Below are 18,064 nucleotides of genomic sequence, written 5' to 3' on the forward strand. Positions count from 1 at the left end.
GGCGGAGGTGGAGCGGGTCGGCCGGGCGCTGGACGAGCTGACGGCCGCGGCGCGCGCGCACCGTCCGCCGACCGGGGCGGCGGCGCGGCCGACCCGGCCGCACGACCCGTCGCGCAGCGCGCTGGGCCGGGCGGCGGACGAACTGGACGCCCTGCTCGCCGGCGGCCCGCCCCGCTGAGCCGGCCGCCCGCTCGGTCCCTTCCGGCGACCCCGCCCCCGTCAGACCTGCTCGGCCAGCTCCAGCCAGGTCATCTCCAGCTCCTCCTTCTCGTCCCGGACCGCCCGCAGCTGGCTGTCCAGCTCGGCGACCTTGGAGAAGTCGGCGGCGTGCTCGGCGAGCTGGGCGTGCAGCTTGGACTCCTTCTGGTCCAGCTTGGCGATCTGGCGCTCCAGCTTCTGCAGCTCCTTCTTCGCCGCCCGCAGGTCGCCGCCCGACAGCGCGGACGCCGAGTCCTCAGCGCCGCCCGCGGCGGCACCGGTCGCGCCGGACGCCACCGAAGCAGCGGCCGAAGCGGCGGCAGCGGCGGCGGCAGCCATCGCGGCCCGCCGCTGCAGGTACTCGTCGACGCCGTTCGGCAGCATCCGCATCCGCCGGTCACCGAGCAGCGCGTACGTCACGTCGGTGGTCCGCTCGATGAAGAAGCGGTCGTGGCTGATCACGATCATCGAACCGGGCCAGCCGTCGAGGAGGTCCTCCAGCTGGTTCAGCGTCTCGATGTCGAGGTCGTTGGTGGGCTCGTCGAGGAAGAGCACATTGGGCTCGTCCATCAGCAGCCGGAGCAGCTGGAGCCGGCGCCGCTCGCCGCCGGACAGGTCGCCGACCGGCGTCCACTGCTTGTCCTTGCCGAAGCCGAACTGCTCGCACAGCTGGCCGGCGCTCATCTCCCGGCCCTTGCCGAGGTCGACCCGGGAGCGGACCTGCTCGACGGCCTGCAGCACCCGGGTGGTCGGCTCCAGCTCGGCGACCTCCTGGGAGAGGTACGCCAGCCGCACCGTCTTGCCGACCTTGACCACGCCGGAGTCGGGCTGGATGTCGCCCTCCGAGGTGTACGCGTCGCGCAGCGCCCGCAGCAGCGAGGTCTTGCCGGCGCCGTTGACGCCGAGCAGGCCGATCCGGTCGCCGGGGCCGAGCTGCCAGGTGACGTTCTCCAGCAGCAGCTTCGGGCCGGCCTTCACCGTGATGTCCTCGACCTCGAAGACGGTCCTGCCCAGGCGCGCGTTGGCGAACTTCATCAGCTCGCTCTTGTCGCGCGGCTCCGGCACGTCGGCGATGAGCGCGTTGGCGGCCTCGATGCGGTAGCGCGGCTTGGAGGTGCGGGCCGGGGCGCCGCGGCGCAGCCAGGCGAGCTCCTTGCGGGCCAGGTTCTGGCGCTTCTGCTCCTCGGTGGCCTCGATCCGGGAGCGCTCGGCGCGCGCGAAGACGTAGTCGGAGTAGCCGCCCTCGTACTCGTGCACCGAGCCGTGCTGGACGTCCCACATCCGGGTGCAGACCTGGTCGAGGAACCAGCGGTCGTGGGTGACGCAGACGAGCGCGGAGCGGCGGTTCTGGAGGTGCTGGGCGAGCCAGGCGATGCCCTCGACGTCGAGGTGGTTGGTGGGCTCGTCGAGCACGATGAGGTCGGGCGAGCCGAGCAGCAGCTTGGCGAGGGCGATCCGGCGGCGCTCACCACCGGAGAGCGGGCCGATGACGGTGTCCAGGCCGTCGGGGAAGCCGGGCAGGTCGAGGCCGCCGAAGAGGCCCTCGATGATGTCGCGGATGCGGGAGTCGCCGAGCCACTCGTGGTCGGCGCGGCCGGCGATGACCTCGTGCCGGATGGTGGCGTCCGGGTCCAGCGAGTCGTGCTGGGTGAGGACGGCCATCTCCACCCCGCCGACGTGGGTGATCCGCCCGCCGTCCGGCTCCTCCAGCTTGGCGAGCATCCGGATCAGGGTGGTCTTGCCGTCCCCGTTGCGTCCGACGACGCCGATCCGGTCCCCCTCGCTGACGCCGAGGCTGACCCCGTCCAGAAGGGCCCGGGTGCCGTACACCTTCGTGACGGACTCGATGGTGGCGAGATTGACGGCCACGTGTGCTGCGCTCCTGGGTTCGACGGTCCGGGCTCGGGCGGAGGTCCGGATCCTCCCCAGCCTAGTGGGCCCGCCTCGACTCCCCGCCCGAGCCCGAGCCGGCGGCCGCCGCTGCCCCGCTTCCCGTTCCGCTCGCGCTACTCACCCGCTACTCCCCCGCGGTCACCGCCGCGCCCGGCACCGGCCCGTACGTGGCGTGCGCGGCCCGGCAGCTGCCGGAGGCCCGCAGTGCGGCCGCGACGGCCTCGGCGGCGTCCGCGTCCTTGGCCAGGAAGGCGCAGGTCGGCCCGGAGCCGGAGACCAGGGCGCCGATCGCACCGGCCTCGGTGCCCGCCCGCAGGGTGGCGGCGAGGGCGGGGCGCAGCGACAGGGCGGCCGGCTGGAGGTCGTTGGTCAGCGCGGCGGCCAGGGCGACGGCGTCGCCGTCGGCGAGGGCCGCGAGCAGCGCGGGGTCGGCGTCGGGGGTGGCCACCTCGGTGTCGGCGGAACCGGTGCCCGCCTCCTCGCGCAGGCGGTCGCACTCACGGAAGACCGCGGGCGTCGACAGGCCGCCGTCGGCGACCGCGAAGACCCAGTGGTAGGTGCCGGCGACGGGCAGCGGCTCCAGGATCTCGCCCCGGCCACGGCCCAGCGCGACGCCGCCGACCAGAGCGAACGGCACGTCCGAGCCGAGTTCGGCGGCGAGCTCCAGCAGCACCTCGACGGGTGTGCCGAGCCCCCACAGGGCGTCGCAGGCGACCAGCGCGGCCGCGCCGTCCGCGCTGCCGCCGGCCATGCCGCCGGCCACCGGGATGGCCTTGGCGATGTGCAGGTGGACGTCGGTCGCGGCGAGGCCGTGGTGGGCGGCGAGCAGCCGGGCGGCGCGGGCGGCGAGGTTGCTGTCGTCCAGCGGCACGGCCTCGGCGTCCGGTCCGGTGCAGCTGAGGGTGACGCCCGTGCCGGGTTCGCCGGCCGTCGCGGTCACCTCGTCGCCGAGGGCGACCGCGAAGAAGACGTTGGCCAGGTCGTGGAAGCCGTCGGCGCGCAGTCCGCCGACCCCGAGCTGGACGTTGACCTTGGCGGGCACGCGTACCGTGACGGTCACTGGGAAACCCTTACTCCGGCTTGTGTTCGGCGATGGCGGCGAACTGCTCGACGGTGAGCATCTCGCCGCGCAGCTTGTGGTCGATCCCGGCGGCGGCGAGCGCCTGCTCGGCCCCGGCGGCGGAGCCGGCCCAGCCGGCCAGCGCGGCCCGCAGGGTCTTGCGGCGCTGGGCGAACGCGGCGTCGACGACCGCGAACACCTCCTCGCGGCTCGCGGTGGTGCTCGGCGGGTCGTGGCGGACCAGCGAGACCAGCCCGGAGTCGACGTTGGGGGCGGGCCAGAAGACGTTGCGGCCGATCGCACCGGCCCGCTTCACCTCGGCGTACCAGTTGGCCTTGACCGACGGGACGCCGTACACCTTGTTGCCCGGCTTGGCGGCGAGCCGGTCGGCGACCTCGCTCTGCACCATGACCAGGGTCCGCTCGATGCTGGGGAAGGTCGCGAGCATGTGCAGCAGCACCGGCACGGCCACGTTGTACGGCAGGTTGGCGACCAGCGCGGTCGGCGCCGGACCGGGCAGCTCGGTGACCAGCATGGCGTCGCTGAACACCAGGTCGAAGGAGTCGGCCCGGCCCGGCATCCGGGCGGCCACGGTGTCCGGCAGGTGGCGGGCCAGCACCGGGTCGATCTCGACCGCGGTGACGTGCCGGGCGACCTCCAGCAGCGCGAGGGTCAGCGACCCGAGCCCGGGCCCGACCTCGACCACCGTGTCCTCGGCCGTCACCTCCGCGGCCCGGACGATCCGCCGCACGGTGTTGCCGTCGATGACGAAGTTCTGCCCGCGCTGCTTGGTCGGCTTCACGCCGAACGCTTCCGCGAGCGCCCGGATGTCCGCGCCGCCGAGCAAGGGGGTCCCCCCGGCCGAAGGCTGGGGGCGGTTGTCAGAGGTGGGGTCGGTGGTGCTCACCCGCCAAGGATACGGGCGCCCCGCCCCCTCACAGCTCGGCGACCGGCCCCGGGGCCGGTCGCCGGCGCCCGGGGCCGCGTTCGGCTGACTCAGTACCCGAACGCCCGCGCCGTGTTCTCCGCGATCGCCGTGGCGAGCTCGTCCTCGTGCAGGCCCAGGGTGTCCGCCATCGAGCGCACCGTGACCGGGATCAGGTACGGCGCGTTGGGGCGGCCGCGGTAGGGGTGCGGGGTGAGGAAGGGGGCGTCGGTCTCGACCAGGACCCGGTCCAGCGGGGTGACCGCCAGGGCGTCCCGCAGCGGCTGGTTGGCCTTGAAGGTGACCGGGCCGGCGAAGGAGAGGTACCAGCCGTGCTCGGCGCAGACCTTGGCCATCTCCGCGTCGCCGGAGTAGCAGTGGAAGACGGTCCGCTCGGGGGCGCCCTCCTCCAGCAGGACGGCGATGACGTCCTCGTGGGCGTCCCGGTCGTGGATCACCAGGGCCTTGCCGTGCCGCTTCGCCATCGCGATGTGGCGGCGGAACGACTCCTTCTGGATCTCCACGCCCTCCGGCCCGGTCCGGAAGTAGTCGAGGCCGGTCTCGCCGACCGCGCGGACCTGCGGCAGCGCCGCGAGCGCGTCGATCTCGGCCAGCGCCGCGTCGAGCGCGGCCTGCCCGCCCGGCTCGCGCCGCTGCCCGGACCACCCGTCGGGGTCGCCGAGGAAGATCCGCGGCGCCTCGTTGGGGTGCAGGGCGACGGCGGCGTGCACCTGCTCGAACCGGGCCGCCAGATCGGCGGCCCAGCGCGAGCCCGGCACGTCGCAGCCGACCTGGACGACGGTGGCCACCCCGACCGAGGCGGCCTTGGCGAGGCCCTCCTCGGGGGTGCCGGACTGCATGTCCAGATGGGTGTGCGAGTCCGCCACCGCCACCGCCAGCGGAGCCGGCAGCGGCGGCGGGGTGGACCGCTCGTCGTCCTTCTTCGGCATCGGTCGTCCTCCTCCGGCCCCAGGGTCAGACCCTAGGCGGCCGGCTTCTCCTCGAGCCGCGGGAACAGGATGTCGCCCTTGGTGACGGTGGCACCGACCGGCAGCAGGCCCCACTGCGCCGCCTGCGCGACGGTCTGCTCCGCGAGCGCGCCCAGGCCCTCGGCGGCGCCCAGCGACTCCCAGAGCTTCTCGGCGGTGGCCGGCATGACGGGGTTGAGCAGCACCGCGGTGGCCCGCAGCGACTCGGCCGCCGTGTAGAGGATGGTGGCCAGCCGGTCCCGGCCCTCGGCCGAGTCGTCCTTGGCGACCTTCCACGGCTCCTGCTCGGTGAGGTAGCCGTTGACCTGCTTGACGAACTCGAAGATCGCCGCGATTCCGCCGGCGAAGTCCAGCTCCTCGCCGATCTTCCGGTCCGCGGTCGCGACCGCCGCCGCGAGGCCCTCGGTGACGGCCTGCTCGGCGGCGCCCGGCGCCGCGGCGGCCGGCAGCACGCCGTCGAAGTACTTGCCGACCATGGCCGCCACCCGGGAGGCGAGGTTGCCGAAGTCGTTCGCCAGCTCGGAGGTGTACCGGGCGGCGAAGTCCTCCCAGGAGAACGAGCCGTCGGTGCCGAACGGGATCGCCCGCAGGAAGTAGTAGCGGTAGGCGTCCACGCCGAAGTGCGAGGTCAGGTCGGTGGGCGAGATGCCGGTCAGGTTGGACTTGGACATCTTCTCGCCGCCGACCATCAGCCAGCCGTTGGCGACGACCCGCTTGGGCAGCGGCAGCCCGGCGGCCATCAGCATCGCGGGCCAGATCACCGCGTGGAAGCGCAGGATGTCCTTGCCGACCAGGTGCACCGAGGCCGGCCACAGTTCGGCGAACCGCTCCGGGTCGGCGCCGTAGCCGGCCGCGGTGATGTAGTTCTGCAGCGCGTCCACCCACACGTACAGGACGTGCTTGTCGTCCCAGGGCAGCGGGACGCCCCAGTCGAAGGTGGAGCGGGAGATGGAGAGGTCCTGGAGGCCCTGCTCGACGAAGCGGAGCACCTCGTTGCGGGCCGTCTCGGGGGCGATGAAACCGGGGTTCTCGGCGTAGAACTCCAGCAGCTTCGGGCCGTACGCGGAGAGGCGGAAGAAGTAGTTCTCCTCCTCCAGCCACTCGACCGGCTTCTTGTGGATCGGGCAGAGCTTCTCGCCCTCGGCGGCACCGTCGAGCAGTTCGGCGGGGAGCTTGTACTCCTCGCAGCCGACGCAGTACGGGCCGGAGTAGCCGCCCTTGTAGATCTCGCCCTTGTCGAACAGGTCCTGGACGAACTCCTGCACCCGGGCGGTGTGCCGCTCCTGGGTGGTGCGGATGAAGTCGTCGTTGGCGATCTCCAGGTGCTGCCAGAGCGGCTTCCACGCCTCCTCGACCAGCTTGTCGCACCACTCCTGCGGGGTGACGCCGTTGGCCTCCGCGGTGCGCAGGATCTTCTGACCGTGCTCGTCGGTGCCGGTCAGGTACCACACCCGCTCGCCGCGCTGGCGGTGCCAGCGGGTCAGTACGTCGCCTGCCACGGTGGTGTACGCGTGGCCCAGGTGGGGGCGATCGTTGACGTAGTAGATCGGGGTGGTGACGTAGTACGCGGGAGTGGTGCCCCCGGTGGTGCTGTGGTCTGCAGTGGCCGCCATGGTCGGCAAGCTTAGTCGGGCCCGGGTCCGGGCCCGACCGCCGCTGCCACCGTCAGCCCCGCATCCGCGCCCAGAACCGCGCCCAGCGCCCGCCCGAGGGGGCGGTCCGCACCGGTCGCGGCGCGGCGGGCGGGGCGGCCGGCTCCGCGTGCGCCGGGTACCCGGGGGCGTGCTGCCACGGCTTGTCCTGCCCGGCCACCCGGCCCTCGCGCATGATCCGGACGGTGTGGCCGCCGCAGCCCGGGCAGGCCGGCTTGAGCAGCGGCGACGGCACCCGGACTCCGTTGGCGTGGTACTCGAACACGACGCGCCCGTCCCGGGCCACGTGGTGCTCGATGTCGTACGCCTGCTCCCAGCCGTACCCGCAGCTCAGGCACACGAAGGAGTAGGCCTCCCGGACGGTCTCGACGGGGGTGTGCGCCCGGCCGCTCGGGCCGGCGCCGCTCGGGCCGGGGTCGCTCAGGGCATTGCCACCGCGGGGGCTACCGATCGTCTCGCTCATAGCCGTCTCCCAGCGCCCGCCGGGCGCTCGCCCGGCTGGGTCTTTCCATCCCAGCAAATGCCCGGAACGTCCCCGGCGATGCCCGCCTTGTGAAGACTTGGAGGGGGATTGGGAAGCCCTATACGAAAGGGTGGGTCCTGTCCGAAAACCTCGACCGAAGCTTCAGCTCGACGGGCGTTTACCCGGGGCCTTCTCTCCAAGGTACGCGCCCGCGCGCCCGGCGGCACCTCGCCCACGAACCGTGTGTACTCGCAGCTCAGGCGCCTGCCGGGGCGCTTTCCGACCCTTCCCCGACCGTTCGTCGACCGTTCCCGACCGGATTCCCGGCCGCTGCCCCGGCCATCTCCCGGCCGAACGCTCAGCCGGCTCCGCCCGCGGCGGCGTTCTTGACCGCCACCACCGCGTCGAACACCTCGCGCTTGGGCAGCGAGAGTTCGGCCGCGACCGCCGCGATCGCCTCCTTGCGCCGCTCCCCGGCCTCCTCCCGCACGGCCACCAGCCGGGCCAGCTCGGCCGGGCCCAGCTCCTTCGGCGCGGCGGGCGGAGCGCCCGCCACGACCACCGTGATCTCGCCCCTGACCCCCTCGGCCGCCCACGCGGCCAGGTCGCCGAGCGGCCCGCGCTTGACCTCCTCGTAGGTCTTGGTCAGCTCCCGGCAGACGGCGGCGGGCCGCTCGGGGCCGAACGCCTCCGCCATCGCGGCGAGCGCCTCCGCGATCCGGTGCGGGGCCTCGAAGAAGACCATGGTGCGCGGCTCGGCGGCGATCGAGGCCAGCTGCCGGGCCCGGTCGCCGGTCTTGCGCGGCAGGAAGCCCTCGAAGGTGAACCGGTCGACCGGCAGCCCGGACAGCGCCAGCGCGGTGAGCACCGCGGACGGCCCCGGCACCGCGGTCACCTTGAGGTCGGCGGCCACGGCGGCGGCCACCAGCCGGTAACCGGGGTCGGAGACGGACGGCATCCCGGCGTCGGTGACCAGCAGGACGCGGGCCCCGCCGAGCAGCGCCTCGACGAGCTCGGGGGTGCGCCCGACCTCGTTGCCCTCGAAGTAGGAGACCACCCGCCCGGCCGGGGTCACCCCGAGTGCCTGGGTGAGCCGGCGCAGCCGCCGGGTGTCCTCGGCCGCGATGACGTCCGCCGCGGCCAGCTCGGTGAGCAGCCTGGGCGGGGCGTCCGCGACGTCGCCGATGGGGGTTCCTGCAAGTACGAGTACACCTGTCACGGGCCCCATCCTTCCAGCAACCGGCCGCCGGGCGCTTTTGGTGACGATTCGGGCAGCTTCGGAGGGAGCCGTCCCACCGTCGTGACGCACCCCTACCATGTGGCGGATGAACGGCGACACGGCGGCGCAGACGCCCACTGGTACAGACCTCACCGCGCGGGGTGGCGTCGGCGGGCCGGTCCTGGCGGACCAGCCGTCGCCCGCCCTGCCGGGCCCGCGCGACCCGGGCGGCGACCCGGCCGCCGACGGCGGTCCTGACGGCCCCGGCGGTCCGGACGTACCCGGCGGCCCTGCCCCGGACGGCTCCATACCCGCCCCGCCCCCGCCGCGCGCCGCCTGGCTGCGCGGCCTGGCCCGGTTCGGCTACGCCCCGCCCCCTGTCGCGACCACGGCCGAGCGCCTGGTCCCGCCGATGCCGGACGGCCCGGGCGTCACCCCGAAGCGGGTGCCGCCGTCCCCGCTGCTGCTCCGGCTCGGCCTCGCCCTGCCGGAGCCGCTCTGGTCCTGGCTCTGCCGCTGGGCCGGCTGGCTCGGCCCGCTCGCGGTGACGCTGTTCGCCGGCGTGCTGCGGTTCGCCGACCTCGGCTCGCCGAACGCGATCGTCTTCGACGAGACGTACTACGCCAAGGACGCCTACGCGCTCTGGCACGGCGGCTACGAGATCAGCTGGCCGGACGGCGCCAACGAGCAGATCATGTCCGGCGGCCCGGTCCCCTACCGGTCGAACCCCTCGTACGTGGTGCACCCGCCGGTCGGCAAGTGGATCATCGGCGCCGGTGAGCAGCTGTTCGGGATGAACCCCTTCGGCTGGCGGTTCGCGGTGGCGCTGCTCGGCACCCTGTCGGTGCTGATGCTGGCGAGGATCGCCCGCCGGCTGTTCCGCTCGACCCTGCTGGGCTGCGTGGCCGGCCTGCTGCTCGCCGTGGACGGCCTGCACTTCGTGATGAGCCGGTCCGCACTGCTGGACCTGGTGGTGATGTTCTGGATCGTCGCTGCCTTCGGCTTCCTGCTGCTGGACCGCGACCGCACCCGGGCCCGGATCGCCGCCCGGCTGACCGCCCTCGGCGACGGCGGCCCGGACGCGGGGATCGCCCACCGGCTCGGCCTGGGCTGGCGCCCGTACCGCATCGCGGCCGGCGTCTGCGTCGGTCTGACCTGCGCGACCAAGTGGAGCGGCCTGTACGTGGCGGCCGCCTTCGGCCTGCTGACGGTGCTGTGGGACGCGGGCTCGCGCCGGCTGGCCGGGGCCGACCGCCCCTACCGGTGGACCCTGGTCCGGGACGCGGTGCCGGCCTTCGTCTCGCTCGTGGTGGTCCCGGTGGCCGTCTACATCGCCTCCTGGTGGGGCTGGTTCGCCAGCAGCACGGTGCCGAACCAGGGCGGCTACGGCCGGGACTGGGCGGTCGGCCGCTCCACCGACTTCCCGTGGATCCCGGAGGGCCTGCGCGCGCTCTGGCACTACCACTCGACGGTCTACGACTTCCACACCCATCTGAGCGACCCGCACACCTACCAGTCGAACCCCTGGAGCTGGCTGGTGCTGGGCCGGCCGGTGTCGTTCTTCTACGAGTCGCCGAAGCAGGGCACGGCCGGCTGCACGGTGGGCGAGTGCGCCCGCGAGGTGCTCGGCATCGGCACCCCGCTGCTCTGGTGGACCGGTGTGATCGCCCTGGTCTACTGCCTGTGGCGGTGGGCGGCCCGGCGCGACTGGCGGGCCGGCGCGGTGCTCTGCGGCCTGGCCGCCGGCTACCTGCCCTGGTTCGCCTACCAGCAGCGGACGATCTTCCTGTTCTACGCGGTCTGCTTCGTGCCCTTCCTGGTGCTCGCGGTGACCATGCTGCTGGGCGCGCTGGTCGGACCGGCCGGGGCCTCCCGTGACCGGCGGGTCATCGGCGGGGCGGCGGCCGGCCTGGTGGTCCTGCTGATCATGTGGAACTTCCTCTTCTTCCACCCCCTGTACACGGGCGAGACGATCCCGATGGAGGACTGGCGCAAGCGGATGTGGTTCAACACCTGGATCTGACGGCGGGGGCGCGCTGGAGGCGGTGCCGGGCGGCGGAGCGTACCGGAGTGGTGCGTGACACGTACCAGATCCGTCACAAGACGCGGTCGTTTCGCCGGGGCACGGAGTCCGGCTGCCTAGGCTGGACTCCGAACGCGCATCCGGCCACGTCCGGCTGCGGCCCGACCGCCTGACCCTTGGGGGAACATCACCATGCGCAATGGCGCGAAGACCGGCCTCATCACCGGCGTGGCCGTCGCCGTGCTCGCCGCGGGCGGCTACGGGGCGTACAGCCTCGTCGGCGGCTCCGACGACAAGGACACCCCGGCCGCCAAGAAGGCGCGCACGGTGGTCGCCGAGCCCCCGAGCGCCGAGCAGGCGACGGCCGGCACCAAGGACTTCCTGGACGCGTGGGCGGCCGGCGACCTCGCCAAGGCGGCCTCGCTGACCGACGACCCGGCGGGCGCGACCACCGCGCTGACCGCGTTCCGGGACCAGGTGAAGCCGAGCGGGCTCACCCTGACCCCGGCCGGCCCGGCCACCCCGGCGGCCTTCGCCGCGGCCACCGGCACCCCGAGCGCCGCCGCCAAGCCCCCGGCCACCGCCTCGGCCGCGCCGACCCCCGGCGCCACCGACTCGCCGTCGGCCACCACCCCGGCCGCCCCGACCGGCGTGCTGATGGGCTTCAAGGCCCGCGCCGAGTTCGAGGGCACCAACCGGGTCTGGGACTACAGCGGCTTCCTGAACGTCGTGAAGATGAGCGACAACACCCCGGCCGTGCACTGGGCGCCCACGGTGATCCACCCGCACCTGGCCCCGGGCGAGACGATCGGCGTGCAGCCGCTGCCCCCGATCGCCGGCAACGTGGTGGACCGCAACAACAAGCCGCTGACCGGCGCCTCGATCACCCCGCTGCTCCCGACCCTGCAGGCCAAGGTCGCCAAGCTGCTCGCGGACCAGAACAAGGACCAGAGCGACAACGGCACCGGCGTGGTGATCACCAACGCGGCCGACCAGAACAGCGTGCCCGACCGGCTGTTCACCATCGTCGACCCGAAGCCCCCGAAGCCGTTCAAGCTGACCATCGACAACACCCTCCAGGCCGCCGCCGAGAAGGCGATGACCGACCTGGGCGGCAAGAAGGGCTCGATCGTCGCCATCGAGCCGAGCACCGGCCAGGTCCTGGCCTTCGCCAACGCGCCGGTCACCGGTCTGAACCGGGCCTTCCAGGGCCAGCTCGCCCCGGGTTCCACGCTGAAGATCCTCACCTCCACCGCCCTGCTGGAGGCCGGGGTCAACCCGGACACCCCGGTGGCCTGCCCGACCCTGAGCAGCAACCCGAAGAAGATCCCGAACTCGTTCCCCGACGCGTACCCGAACAACACGCTGCAGCAGGACTTCATGATCTCCTGCAACACCGCCTTCATCGACCAGGGCCTGACCAGCCTCAAGCCGGGCGCGCTGACCACCACGGCCAAGGACGTGTACGGCATCGGCCTGAACTGGCAGACCGGTCTGCCCAGCTTCGACGCGGTGGTGCCGGACGCCGGCACCAACAAGGACGAGCAGGCCATGCAGTCGATCGGCCAGGGCAAGGTCCAGATGAACCCGCTGGCCATCGCCTCGATCACGGCCACCGTGCAGAGCGGCTCCTTCAAGCAGCCGATCCTGGTCGCCGAGCTGCCGCAGCAGAAGGCCCCCCGGGACCTCGGCCCCGACGTCGCCGGCAAGCTGCGCCAGATGATGGCCGCCACCGCCACCGGCGGCACCGCCAAGGACGTGATGGCCGGGATCTCCGACAACGCGGGCGCCAAGACCGGCTCGGCCGAGGCCACCGGCATCGCCACCACCAACAGCTGGTTCACCGCCTACCGGGGCAACCTCGCGATCGCCGCCGAGGTCGAGGGCGGCGGTCACGGCGTGGACGCGGCCGGCCCCGCCGTCGCCTCGATCATCAAGGCGGCCGGCAACCGCTGACCGGCGAACGCCGGCCACGAGCCCCCGACCGGGCCCGCCCTACCTCACCGGTAGCGCGGGCCCGGCCTGGTTGAGCAGGCAGGCCGACCGGACCGGCGGCCTGGCACCGCTCCACCGCCGGGCCGCCAGCCGGGGCCAGATCACCAGCACCGCCGGCAGCGCCAGGTACCCGAACCGCCCGGCCGGGGCCAGCATGAAGGCGATCGCCAGCCCGGTGGCCAGCAGGTCCGCGGCGGCGATCGCGGAGACCGGCGGCCGGCCCAGCAGCCAGATCGCCACCCCGAGCCCGCCCACGGTCAGCAGCACCAGCGAGGCGGTGTGCCCGGTGGGCCCGAAGCCGGCCAGCACCTTGCCGGGCAGCGGACTGCCGGCCGGCGTCTGGATCGCGGTCAGCCCGAGCGGGAAGCGCACCACCTGGTCGCGCAGTTCCTCGGCCCGGGTCAGGACGTAGGGCACCATCACGGCGCACGCCGCGCCGAGCGCGGTCAGCCCGGCCCGGGCGGCGGGCCGCCGGCCGTAGAGCCGCCAGAGCAGCAGGACGGCCACCGGCAGCGCCGGCCAGACCGTCCACTTCAGGGTCCCGGCCAGGGCCAGCACCAGTCCGGCGGCGATCGTCCGGTCCCGCTCGGCCAGCGCCATCGCCAGACAACAGAGGCCGATCAGCGGCAGGTCGACCCCGCCGCCGACGAGCGCCAGCGCGACCAGCGGCGAGGCGGTGAGCACGGTCAGCGGCAGCAGCGGGGCGCGGTCCCGGCTCGGCCGCAGCAGCCGCCAGCTCGCCAGCAGACAGGCGACGAAGGCCAGCGCGAACCAGATCCGGGCGTCCCCGGCGAGCCGGGCGAGCGCGTTGCCGTCGCCGAACAGCGCCCGCGGCACCCCGAACAGCGACATCGCCGGCAGGTAGGGGTTGTAGTCGGTGACCACCACCGGATCCGGCAGATAGGGGCTCCCGGTGCTGAAGAGCAGCCGCGCGGAGCGCTCGACCACCATCACCTCGGACTGGTGGCGGCCCTGCAGCACGAGGACCACCAGCGGCACCAGGACGGCGCCGAGCAGGGCCGCCGCAGCCGCGGCGCGGGCCGCGATCCGACGCGGGAGGACCAGGCAGAACAGCCCGGCGAGCAGGTAGGCGGGGGCCGCGAGGGTGCCCCACAGCCGCTGGTTGGGGAGGTCGGAGACGATCGGGAATCCGGCCGCCCAGCCGGCCGCGACCAGGCAGCCGAGCAACTGGACGCCCCGGTGTCCGGCGAGCCGGGCCGGATTCAGCCGATCGGGCGGGGTCGGCGGACCCTCCTCGCCACGCTGGCGGGGGAACGGCCGGTGGCCCCGGTCGCCGGGCGGTCGTCCGGCCCCGGTCGGGGGCACGGCCGGAACGGGCGCCGTCGGCGTCGCGCTCCGGCCGGTGAAGCGGCCGCGCGGGCGGGAGAAGCCGGGCGTGCGGGTGCTCACCATGGTGGAAGGTTAGGGCCGGGGGTGGTGCCCTGTCGCCATGCGGAGGACACGAGTGTCCGGCGCCACGACCTCGGACGCTGACGGGGACGCCGACGGGAGCACCGGCGGGAGCACCGGCGGGCGAACTGCCGGGAACAGCCGTGGGAACGCCGGTGGGAACACGGACGGGACCGCCCGGGGAGGGCTGTTCCCCGTGCGGTCCCGTCCACGGCGCGTCGCCCGCTCAGCCGACCTTGGAGCCGGCGTCCGCCGTCTCCCCGGCCCGCTCCAGCTTGGAGTGCTTGATGCTGTAGCCGAAGTACACGGCCACCGCGACCACCAGGGCGGCCCCGCCCGCCATGAAGGTGTCCGCGTGCAGCCCGGTGATCAGGTAGACGCAGAAGCCGACGCTGGCCAGCGGGACGATCGGGTAGCCCGGCACCCGGAAGCCGCGCGGCAGGTCGGGCTGGGTGCGGCGCAGCACGATCACGCCGATCGAGACCACCGAGAAGGCGATCAGGGTGCCCAGGCTGGTGATGTCGGCCAGCCGCGCCAGCGGGACGAAGGCGGCGAGCACGCCGACGCCCAGGCCGACCACGATGGTGTTCCAGACCGGGGTGCCGGTGCGTGGCGAGAGCTCGGCGAAGCGCTTGGGCAGCATGCCGTCGCGGCCCATCGAGTACAGGATGCGGGTCTGGCCGTAGATGACCACCAGGGTGATCGAGAAGATCGAGACGATGGCGCCGATCGCGAACAGGATGGCGGGCCAGCTCTGGCCGGTGATGTCCTGGAGGATCTGGGCGAGCCCGGCCTCCTGGCCGTCGAACTTCTGCCACGGCTGGGCGCCGATGCCGGCCAGGGCCACCAGGATGTACAGCACGGTGACCACCACCAGCGAGATGATGATCGCCATCGGCAGGGTGCGCCGGGGGTCCTTGACCTCCTCACCGGCGGTGGACACGGCGTCCAGGCCGATGAAGGAGAAGAAGATGCTGGAGGCCGCGACCTGGACGCCGCCGATGCCCAGCGGCATGAACGGGGTCAGGTTGCCGGAGTGGAAACCGGTCAGCGCGACGCCGATGAACAGCAGCAGGATCAGGATCTTGACGGCCACCATGGCCGTGTTGACCTTGACCGACTCGCTGACGCCGCGGATCAGCAGGAAGCAGACCATGGCGACCAGCAGCAGCGCCGGCAGGTTGAACCAGTGGGTCTCGTCGGGCGCGCCGGCGATCACCTCGGGGATCTTGAAGCCGAACGCCAGGTCGAAGAACTTGTTCAGGTACTCGGCCCAGCTGACCGCGATCGCGGAGGCCGAGACGCCGTACTCCATCAGCAGGCAGATGCCGACGCCGAAGGCCACGCCCTCGCCGAGGGTGGCGTAGGCGTAGGAGTAGGAGGACCCGCTGACCGGGATCGCGGAGGCCATCTCGGCGTAGCAGAGCGCGGTGAGGCCGGCGGTGACGGCCGCGATCACGAACGAGAGGATGACGGCCGGGCCGGCCGACGGCACGGCGCTGTTCAGCACGAAGAAGATGCCGGTGCCGATGGTGGCGCCGATGCCGATCGCGGACAGCTGCCAGAGCCCGATCGAGCGACGCAGGTGGATGCCGGAACGGCCGCCCTCCTCGGGCGCCCCGGCGGGCGGGCCCTCACGGCCTTCGCTCTCGGCGATCAGGGTGGAGACGGGCTTGCGCCTGAGGAGGCGTGCGCCGAGCGTGTTGCTGGCCAAAACGAGGGTCCTTCTAGGCGGGGGAGGGTGTCCTAGCGGCCGGTCACTCAACACACCGAAGGGTGTCATCGGGGACCAACCGAACAAAGATGGGACAGTACCGCGCGAAAGCACCAGTGTCGCAAACGAACAGTCCCGGGGCGCGCATTGTACGAACCGTCGCATCGGCATGTACAAACCGGACACTTCGCAAACGGCGGATCTCCCGGCGAGCCGATAAAGCAGCAGGTCACCGCCATCGGTAAGTGGCTCACCCGGCCAGCACCGCCTGCATCACGGCCCGCGCGACCGGCGCCGCCAGCCCCCCGCCCGTCACCTCGGTCGCATCGCTGTCCGCGACCACCACGGCGACCGCCACCGGCGGCACCGCCGCCGAGCCCACCGGCGCCGCCCAGGCGATGAACCAGGCGTACGGCGTCCCGGTGTTGTCCACCCCGTGCTGGGCGGTGCCGGTCTTGCCGCCGACCACCGCGCCGTCGATCCGGGCGGCACGACCGGTGCCGTTCTCCACCGCGTCGACCATCAGCCGCCGCACCTGCCCGGCGGTGCCGGGGCCGACCGCCTGCCGGTACACGGACGGCCGCACCGGCCGCACCACCGTGCCGTCGGCGGCGGTCAGGTTGTCCACAAGCTGTGGACGCATCACGGTGCCGTTGTTGGCGATGCCCGCCGCGACCATCGCCATCACCAGCGGGGTGGCGGCGGTGTCGAACTGGCCGATCGAGGAGAGCGCCAGCTGCGCCTCGTCCATCCGGGTGTCGAAGTTGGACCTGGCCGCCCGCACCGGGGTGTCCAGCCGGGCCTCGTTGAAGCCGAAGCCCTCGGCCGCCGCCGCCATCCGCCGCAGGCCGACCTCGGCCCCGAGGTGGCCGAGCACGCTGTTGCAGCTGAGCACCATCGCGGTGGCCAGCGACTGGTTCGGCTCGTCGCAGGCCGCCGAGTCGTTGACCAGCGGCACGGAGGTGCCCGGCAGGAGGTACGGGTGGGGGGTGTCGGTCGGCGCGTCGACGTCGGTGACCACCCCGCTCTCCAGTGCCGCCGCCGCGGTGACCACCTTGAAGGTCGAGCCGGGCGGGTAGGTCTGCCGCAGCGCCCGGTTGAGCATCGGCCGGTCGGGGTCGCTCTGGAGCCGGCTCCAGGCCTCCCGGTCGTCGGCGGAGGTGCCGGCGAAGCTCCCCGGGTCGTAGGAGGGGGTGGAGGCCAGCGCCAGGATCCGCCCGGTGGCCGGCTCGACCGCCGCGACCGCGCCCTTCTGCCGGCCGAGTCCGCGCACCGCGGCCTCCTGGGCGGCCCGGTCGATGGTGGTGCGGACGTCCCCGCCGGGGTTCTGCCGCCGGGCCACCGCGTCCCACACCGCCCAGCTCGCCAGCCGGCTGTCGGTGCCGGAGAGCAGCGCGTCCTCGGTCCCCTCCAGCTGGCTGTTGCCGTAGGTCTGCGAGGAGTAGCCGGTGACCGCCGCGTACAGCGGCCCGTCGGTGTAGGTGCGCTTGTAGTCGTACCGCCCGCCGGTGGGCTCGGAGCCGGTGACGCTGTCGGCGCCCACCCGGATGCTGCCGCGCGGCTGGGAGTACCGCTCCAGGACGAGCCGCTGGTTGGCGCTGTTGTGGTTCAGCTCGTCGGCCCGGAACACCTGCACCCGGGTGGCCTGGACGCACAGCGCCACGATCAGCAGCAGACAGAAGGTGCCGGCCCGGCGCCCGGTCACCGAGATCCCCGGCAGCCCCTGCGGCCCGCCGCCCGGCCCGCCCCCGTCGTCGGCGGCCCCGCGACGCCTGCTCCCGCTCCCGCGCCCCCGCCCGCTCACCGGCCCTCCCCCGGGGCGGGCCGCCGGGCGATGTCGCTCATCCGCACCAGCAGCGCGACGATCACCCAGTTGGTGACCACCGAGGAACCGCCCTGGGCGACGAAGGGCAGGGTCGTCCCGGTCAGCGGGATCAGCGCCAGCACCCCGCCCGCCACCACGAAGACCTGCAGCCCGACCAGCGCCGCCAGCCCGATCGCCAGCAGCCGCCCGAACGGGTCGCGCAGCGCGATCCCGGTGCGGAAGCCGCGCGACACCAGCAGCGCGTACAGCAGGAACACCGCGACCAGCCCGGTCAGCCCCAGCTCCTCCCCGATGGTGGCCAGGATGAAGTCGGACTTCGCGGCGAAGCCGATCAGGGCCGAGTGCCCGCCGCCCAGCCCGGCGCCCAGCTCGCCGCCCCAGGCGAAGGCGAACAGGGACTGGGCGATCTGGTTGGCCCCGTGCCCGGCGGCGATCGAGCCGAGCGGGTCCAGCCAGTCCCCGACCCGGCTGTGCACGTGCGGCGAGAGCCAGCCGACCCCGACCGCCGCGACCCCCGCCAGGAACAGCCCGATGGCGATCCAGCCGGTCCGCGCGGTGGCCACGTAGAGCATCACTACGAAGAGGCCGAAGAACAGCAGCGAGGTGCCGAGGTCGGTCTCCAGCACCAGCACCCCGACGAAGGCCGCCCAGATCGCCAGCACCGGCGCGAGCACCCGCCCGGGCGGCAGCCGCAGCCG

At 73.6% G+C, this 18,064-nt stretch carries 13 protein-coding genes; 2 read left to right on the plus strand and 11 right to left on the minus strand.

Annotated elements, in window-relative coordinates:
* Window positions 1-219: 219 nt before the first annotated feature.
* The 7 genes from VR45_RS26810 to rsmI all read right to left on the minus strand — a co-directional run bounded on the left by VR45_RS26810 (window position 220) and on the right by rsmI (window position 8,399).
* Window positions 220-2,067 carry an ABC-F family ATP-binding cassette domain-containing protein gene (locus VR45_RS26810; protein WP_045942408.1) on the minus strand — a complete coding sequence of 616 codons (1,848 nt, stop codon included), beginning with the start codon at window positions 2,065-2,067 and terminating at the stop codon, window positions 220-222.
* A 148-nt stretch (window positions 2,068-2,215) separates the two neighbouring features.
* The gene (locus VR45_RS26815; protein WP_045942409.1) at window positions 2,216-3,151 is read right to left on the minus strand and encodes a 4-(cytidine 5'-diphospho)-2-C-methyl-D-erythritol kinase; all 936 of its coding nucleotides are present in this window, start codon (window positions 3,149-3,151) and stop codon (window positions 2,216-2,218) included.
* A gap of 10 nt (window positions 3,152-3,161) precedes the next feature.
* Window positions 3,162-4,058, minus strand: coding sequence for a 16S rRNA (adenine(1518)-N(6)/adenine(1519)-N(6))-dimethyltransferase RsmA (rsmA, locus tag VR45_RS26820; RefSeq protein WP_234326196.1), 897 nt, complete (start codon window positions 4,056-4,058; stop codon window positions 3,162-3,164).
* A gap of 89 nt (window positions 4,059-4,147) precedes the next feature.
* Complete coding sequence (locus VR45_RS26825; RefSeq protein WP_045942411.1) at window positions 4,148-5,026, minus strand: TatD family hydrolase; 879 nt, start codon at window positions 5,024-5,026, stop codon at window positions 4,148-4,150.
* A 32-nt stretch (window positions 5,027-5,058) separates the two neighbouring features.
* Window positions 5,059-6,678 carry a methionine--tRNA ligase gene (gene metG, locus VR45_RS26830; RefSeq protein ID WP_045942412.1) on the minus strand — a complete coding sequence of 540 codons (1,620 nt, stop codon included), beginning with the start codon at window positions 6,676-6,678 and terminating at the stop codon, window positions 5,059-5,061.
* A 52-nt stretch (window positions 6,679-6,730) separates the two neighbouring features.
* Window positions 6,731-7,180: a hypothetical protein gene (locus VR45_RS26835; protein ID WP_052709406.1), complete on the minus strand. Its 450-nt coding sequence runs from the start codon at window positions 7,178-7,180 to the stop codon at window positions 6,731-6,733.
* Window positions 7,181-7,538: 358 nt separating this feature from the next.
* On the minus strand, window positions 7,539-8,399 hold the full coding sequence (gene rsmI / locus VR45_RS26840) for a 16S rRNA (cytidine(1402)-2'-O)-methyltransferase (protein ID WP_045942413.1): 861 nt from the start codon (window positions 8,397-8,399) through the stop codon (window positions 7,539-7,541).
* A 106-nt stretch (window positions 8,400-8,505) separates the two neighbouring features.
* Here rsmI and VR45_RS26845 point away from each other — a divergent pair, with 106 nt between their 5' ends.
* Both VR45_RS26845 and VR45_RS26850 read left to right on the plus strand, forming a co-directional pair.
* Entirely contained in the window at window positions 8,506-10,422 is a 1,917-nt protein-coding gene (locus tag VR45_RS26845; protein ID WP_078896862.1) for a phospholipid carrier-dependent glycosyltransferase, read from the plus strand.
* 192 nt (window positions 10,423-10,614) lie between these two features.
* Window positions 10,615-12,378 (plus strand): penicillin-binding transpeptidase domain-containing protein, encoded by a 1,764-nt coding sequence (locus VR45_RS26850; protein ID WP_045942414.1) that lies wholly within the window; start codon window positions 10,615-10,617, stop codon window positions 12,376-12,378.
* A 39-nt stretch (window positions 12,379-12,417) separates the two neighbouring features.
* Here the strand turns inward: VR45_RS26850 and VR45_RS26855 are convergent, their stop codons facing one another.
* The 4 genes from VR45_RS26855 to VR45_RS26870 all read right to left on the minus strand — a co-directional run.
* Complete coding sequence (locus VR45_RS26855; RefSeq protein ID WP_107084277.1) at window positions 12,418-13,830, minus strand: glycosyltransferase 87 family protein; 1,413 nt, start codon at window positions 13,828-13,830, stop codon at window positions 12,418-12,420.
* Window positions 13,831-14,053: 223 nt separating this feature from the next.
* A complete protein-coding gene (locus VR45_RS26860; RefSeq protein WP_045942415.1) occupies window positions 14,054-15,541 on the minus strand; it encodes an amino acid permease in 1,488 nt (495 codons plus the stop codon).
* A 250-nt stretch (window positions 15,542-15,791) separates the two neighbouring features.
* Window positions 15,792-17,252, minus strand: coding sequence for a penicillin-binding transpeptidase domain-containing protein (locus VR45_RS26865; protein WP_045942419.1), 1,461 nt, complete (start codon window positions 17,250-17,252; stop codon window positions 15,792-15,794).
* Window positions 17,253-17,341: 89 nt separating this feature from the next.
* A partial coding sequence (locus VR45_RS26870; RefSeq protein ID WP_045942420.1) for an FtsW/RodA/SpoVE family cell cycle protein occupies window positions 17,342-18,064 on the minus strand: 723 nt, incomplete at its 5' end.

The sequence above is a fragment of the Streptomyces sp. NRRL S-495 genome (assembly GCF_000966955.1).
Lineage (GTDB): Bacteria > Actinomycetota > Actinomycetes > Streptomycetales > Streptomycetaceae > Kitasatospora > Kitasatospora purpeofusca.

Bases quoted from the DNA above. Each gene is read 5' to 3' on its own strand.
- VR45_RS26825 (WP_045942411.1), bottom strand. From the start codon at position 5,026: ATGCCGAAGAAGGACGACGAGCGGTCCACCCCGCCGCCGCTGCCGGCT.
- metG (WP_045942412.1), bottom strand. From the start codon at position 6,678: ATGGCGGCCACTGCAGACCACAGCACCACCGGGGGCACCACTCCCGCG.
- VR45_RS26835 (WP_052709406.1), bottom strand. From the start codon at position 7,180: ATGAGCGAGACGATCGGTAGCCCCCGCGGTGGCAATGCCCTGAGCGAC.
- VR45_RS26845 (WP_078896862.1), top strand. From the start codon at position 8,506: ATGAACGGCGACACGGCGGCGCAGACGCCCACTGGTACAGACCTCACC.
- VR45_RS26850 (WP_045942414.1), top strand. From the start codon at position 10,615: ATGCGCAATGGCGCGAAGACCGGCCTCATCACCGGCGTGGCCGTCGCC.
- VR45_RS26855 (WP_107084277.1), bottom strand. From the start codon at position 13,830: ATGGTGAGCACCCGCACGCCCGGCTTCTCCCGCCCGCGCGGCCGCTTC.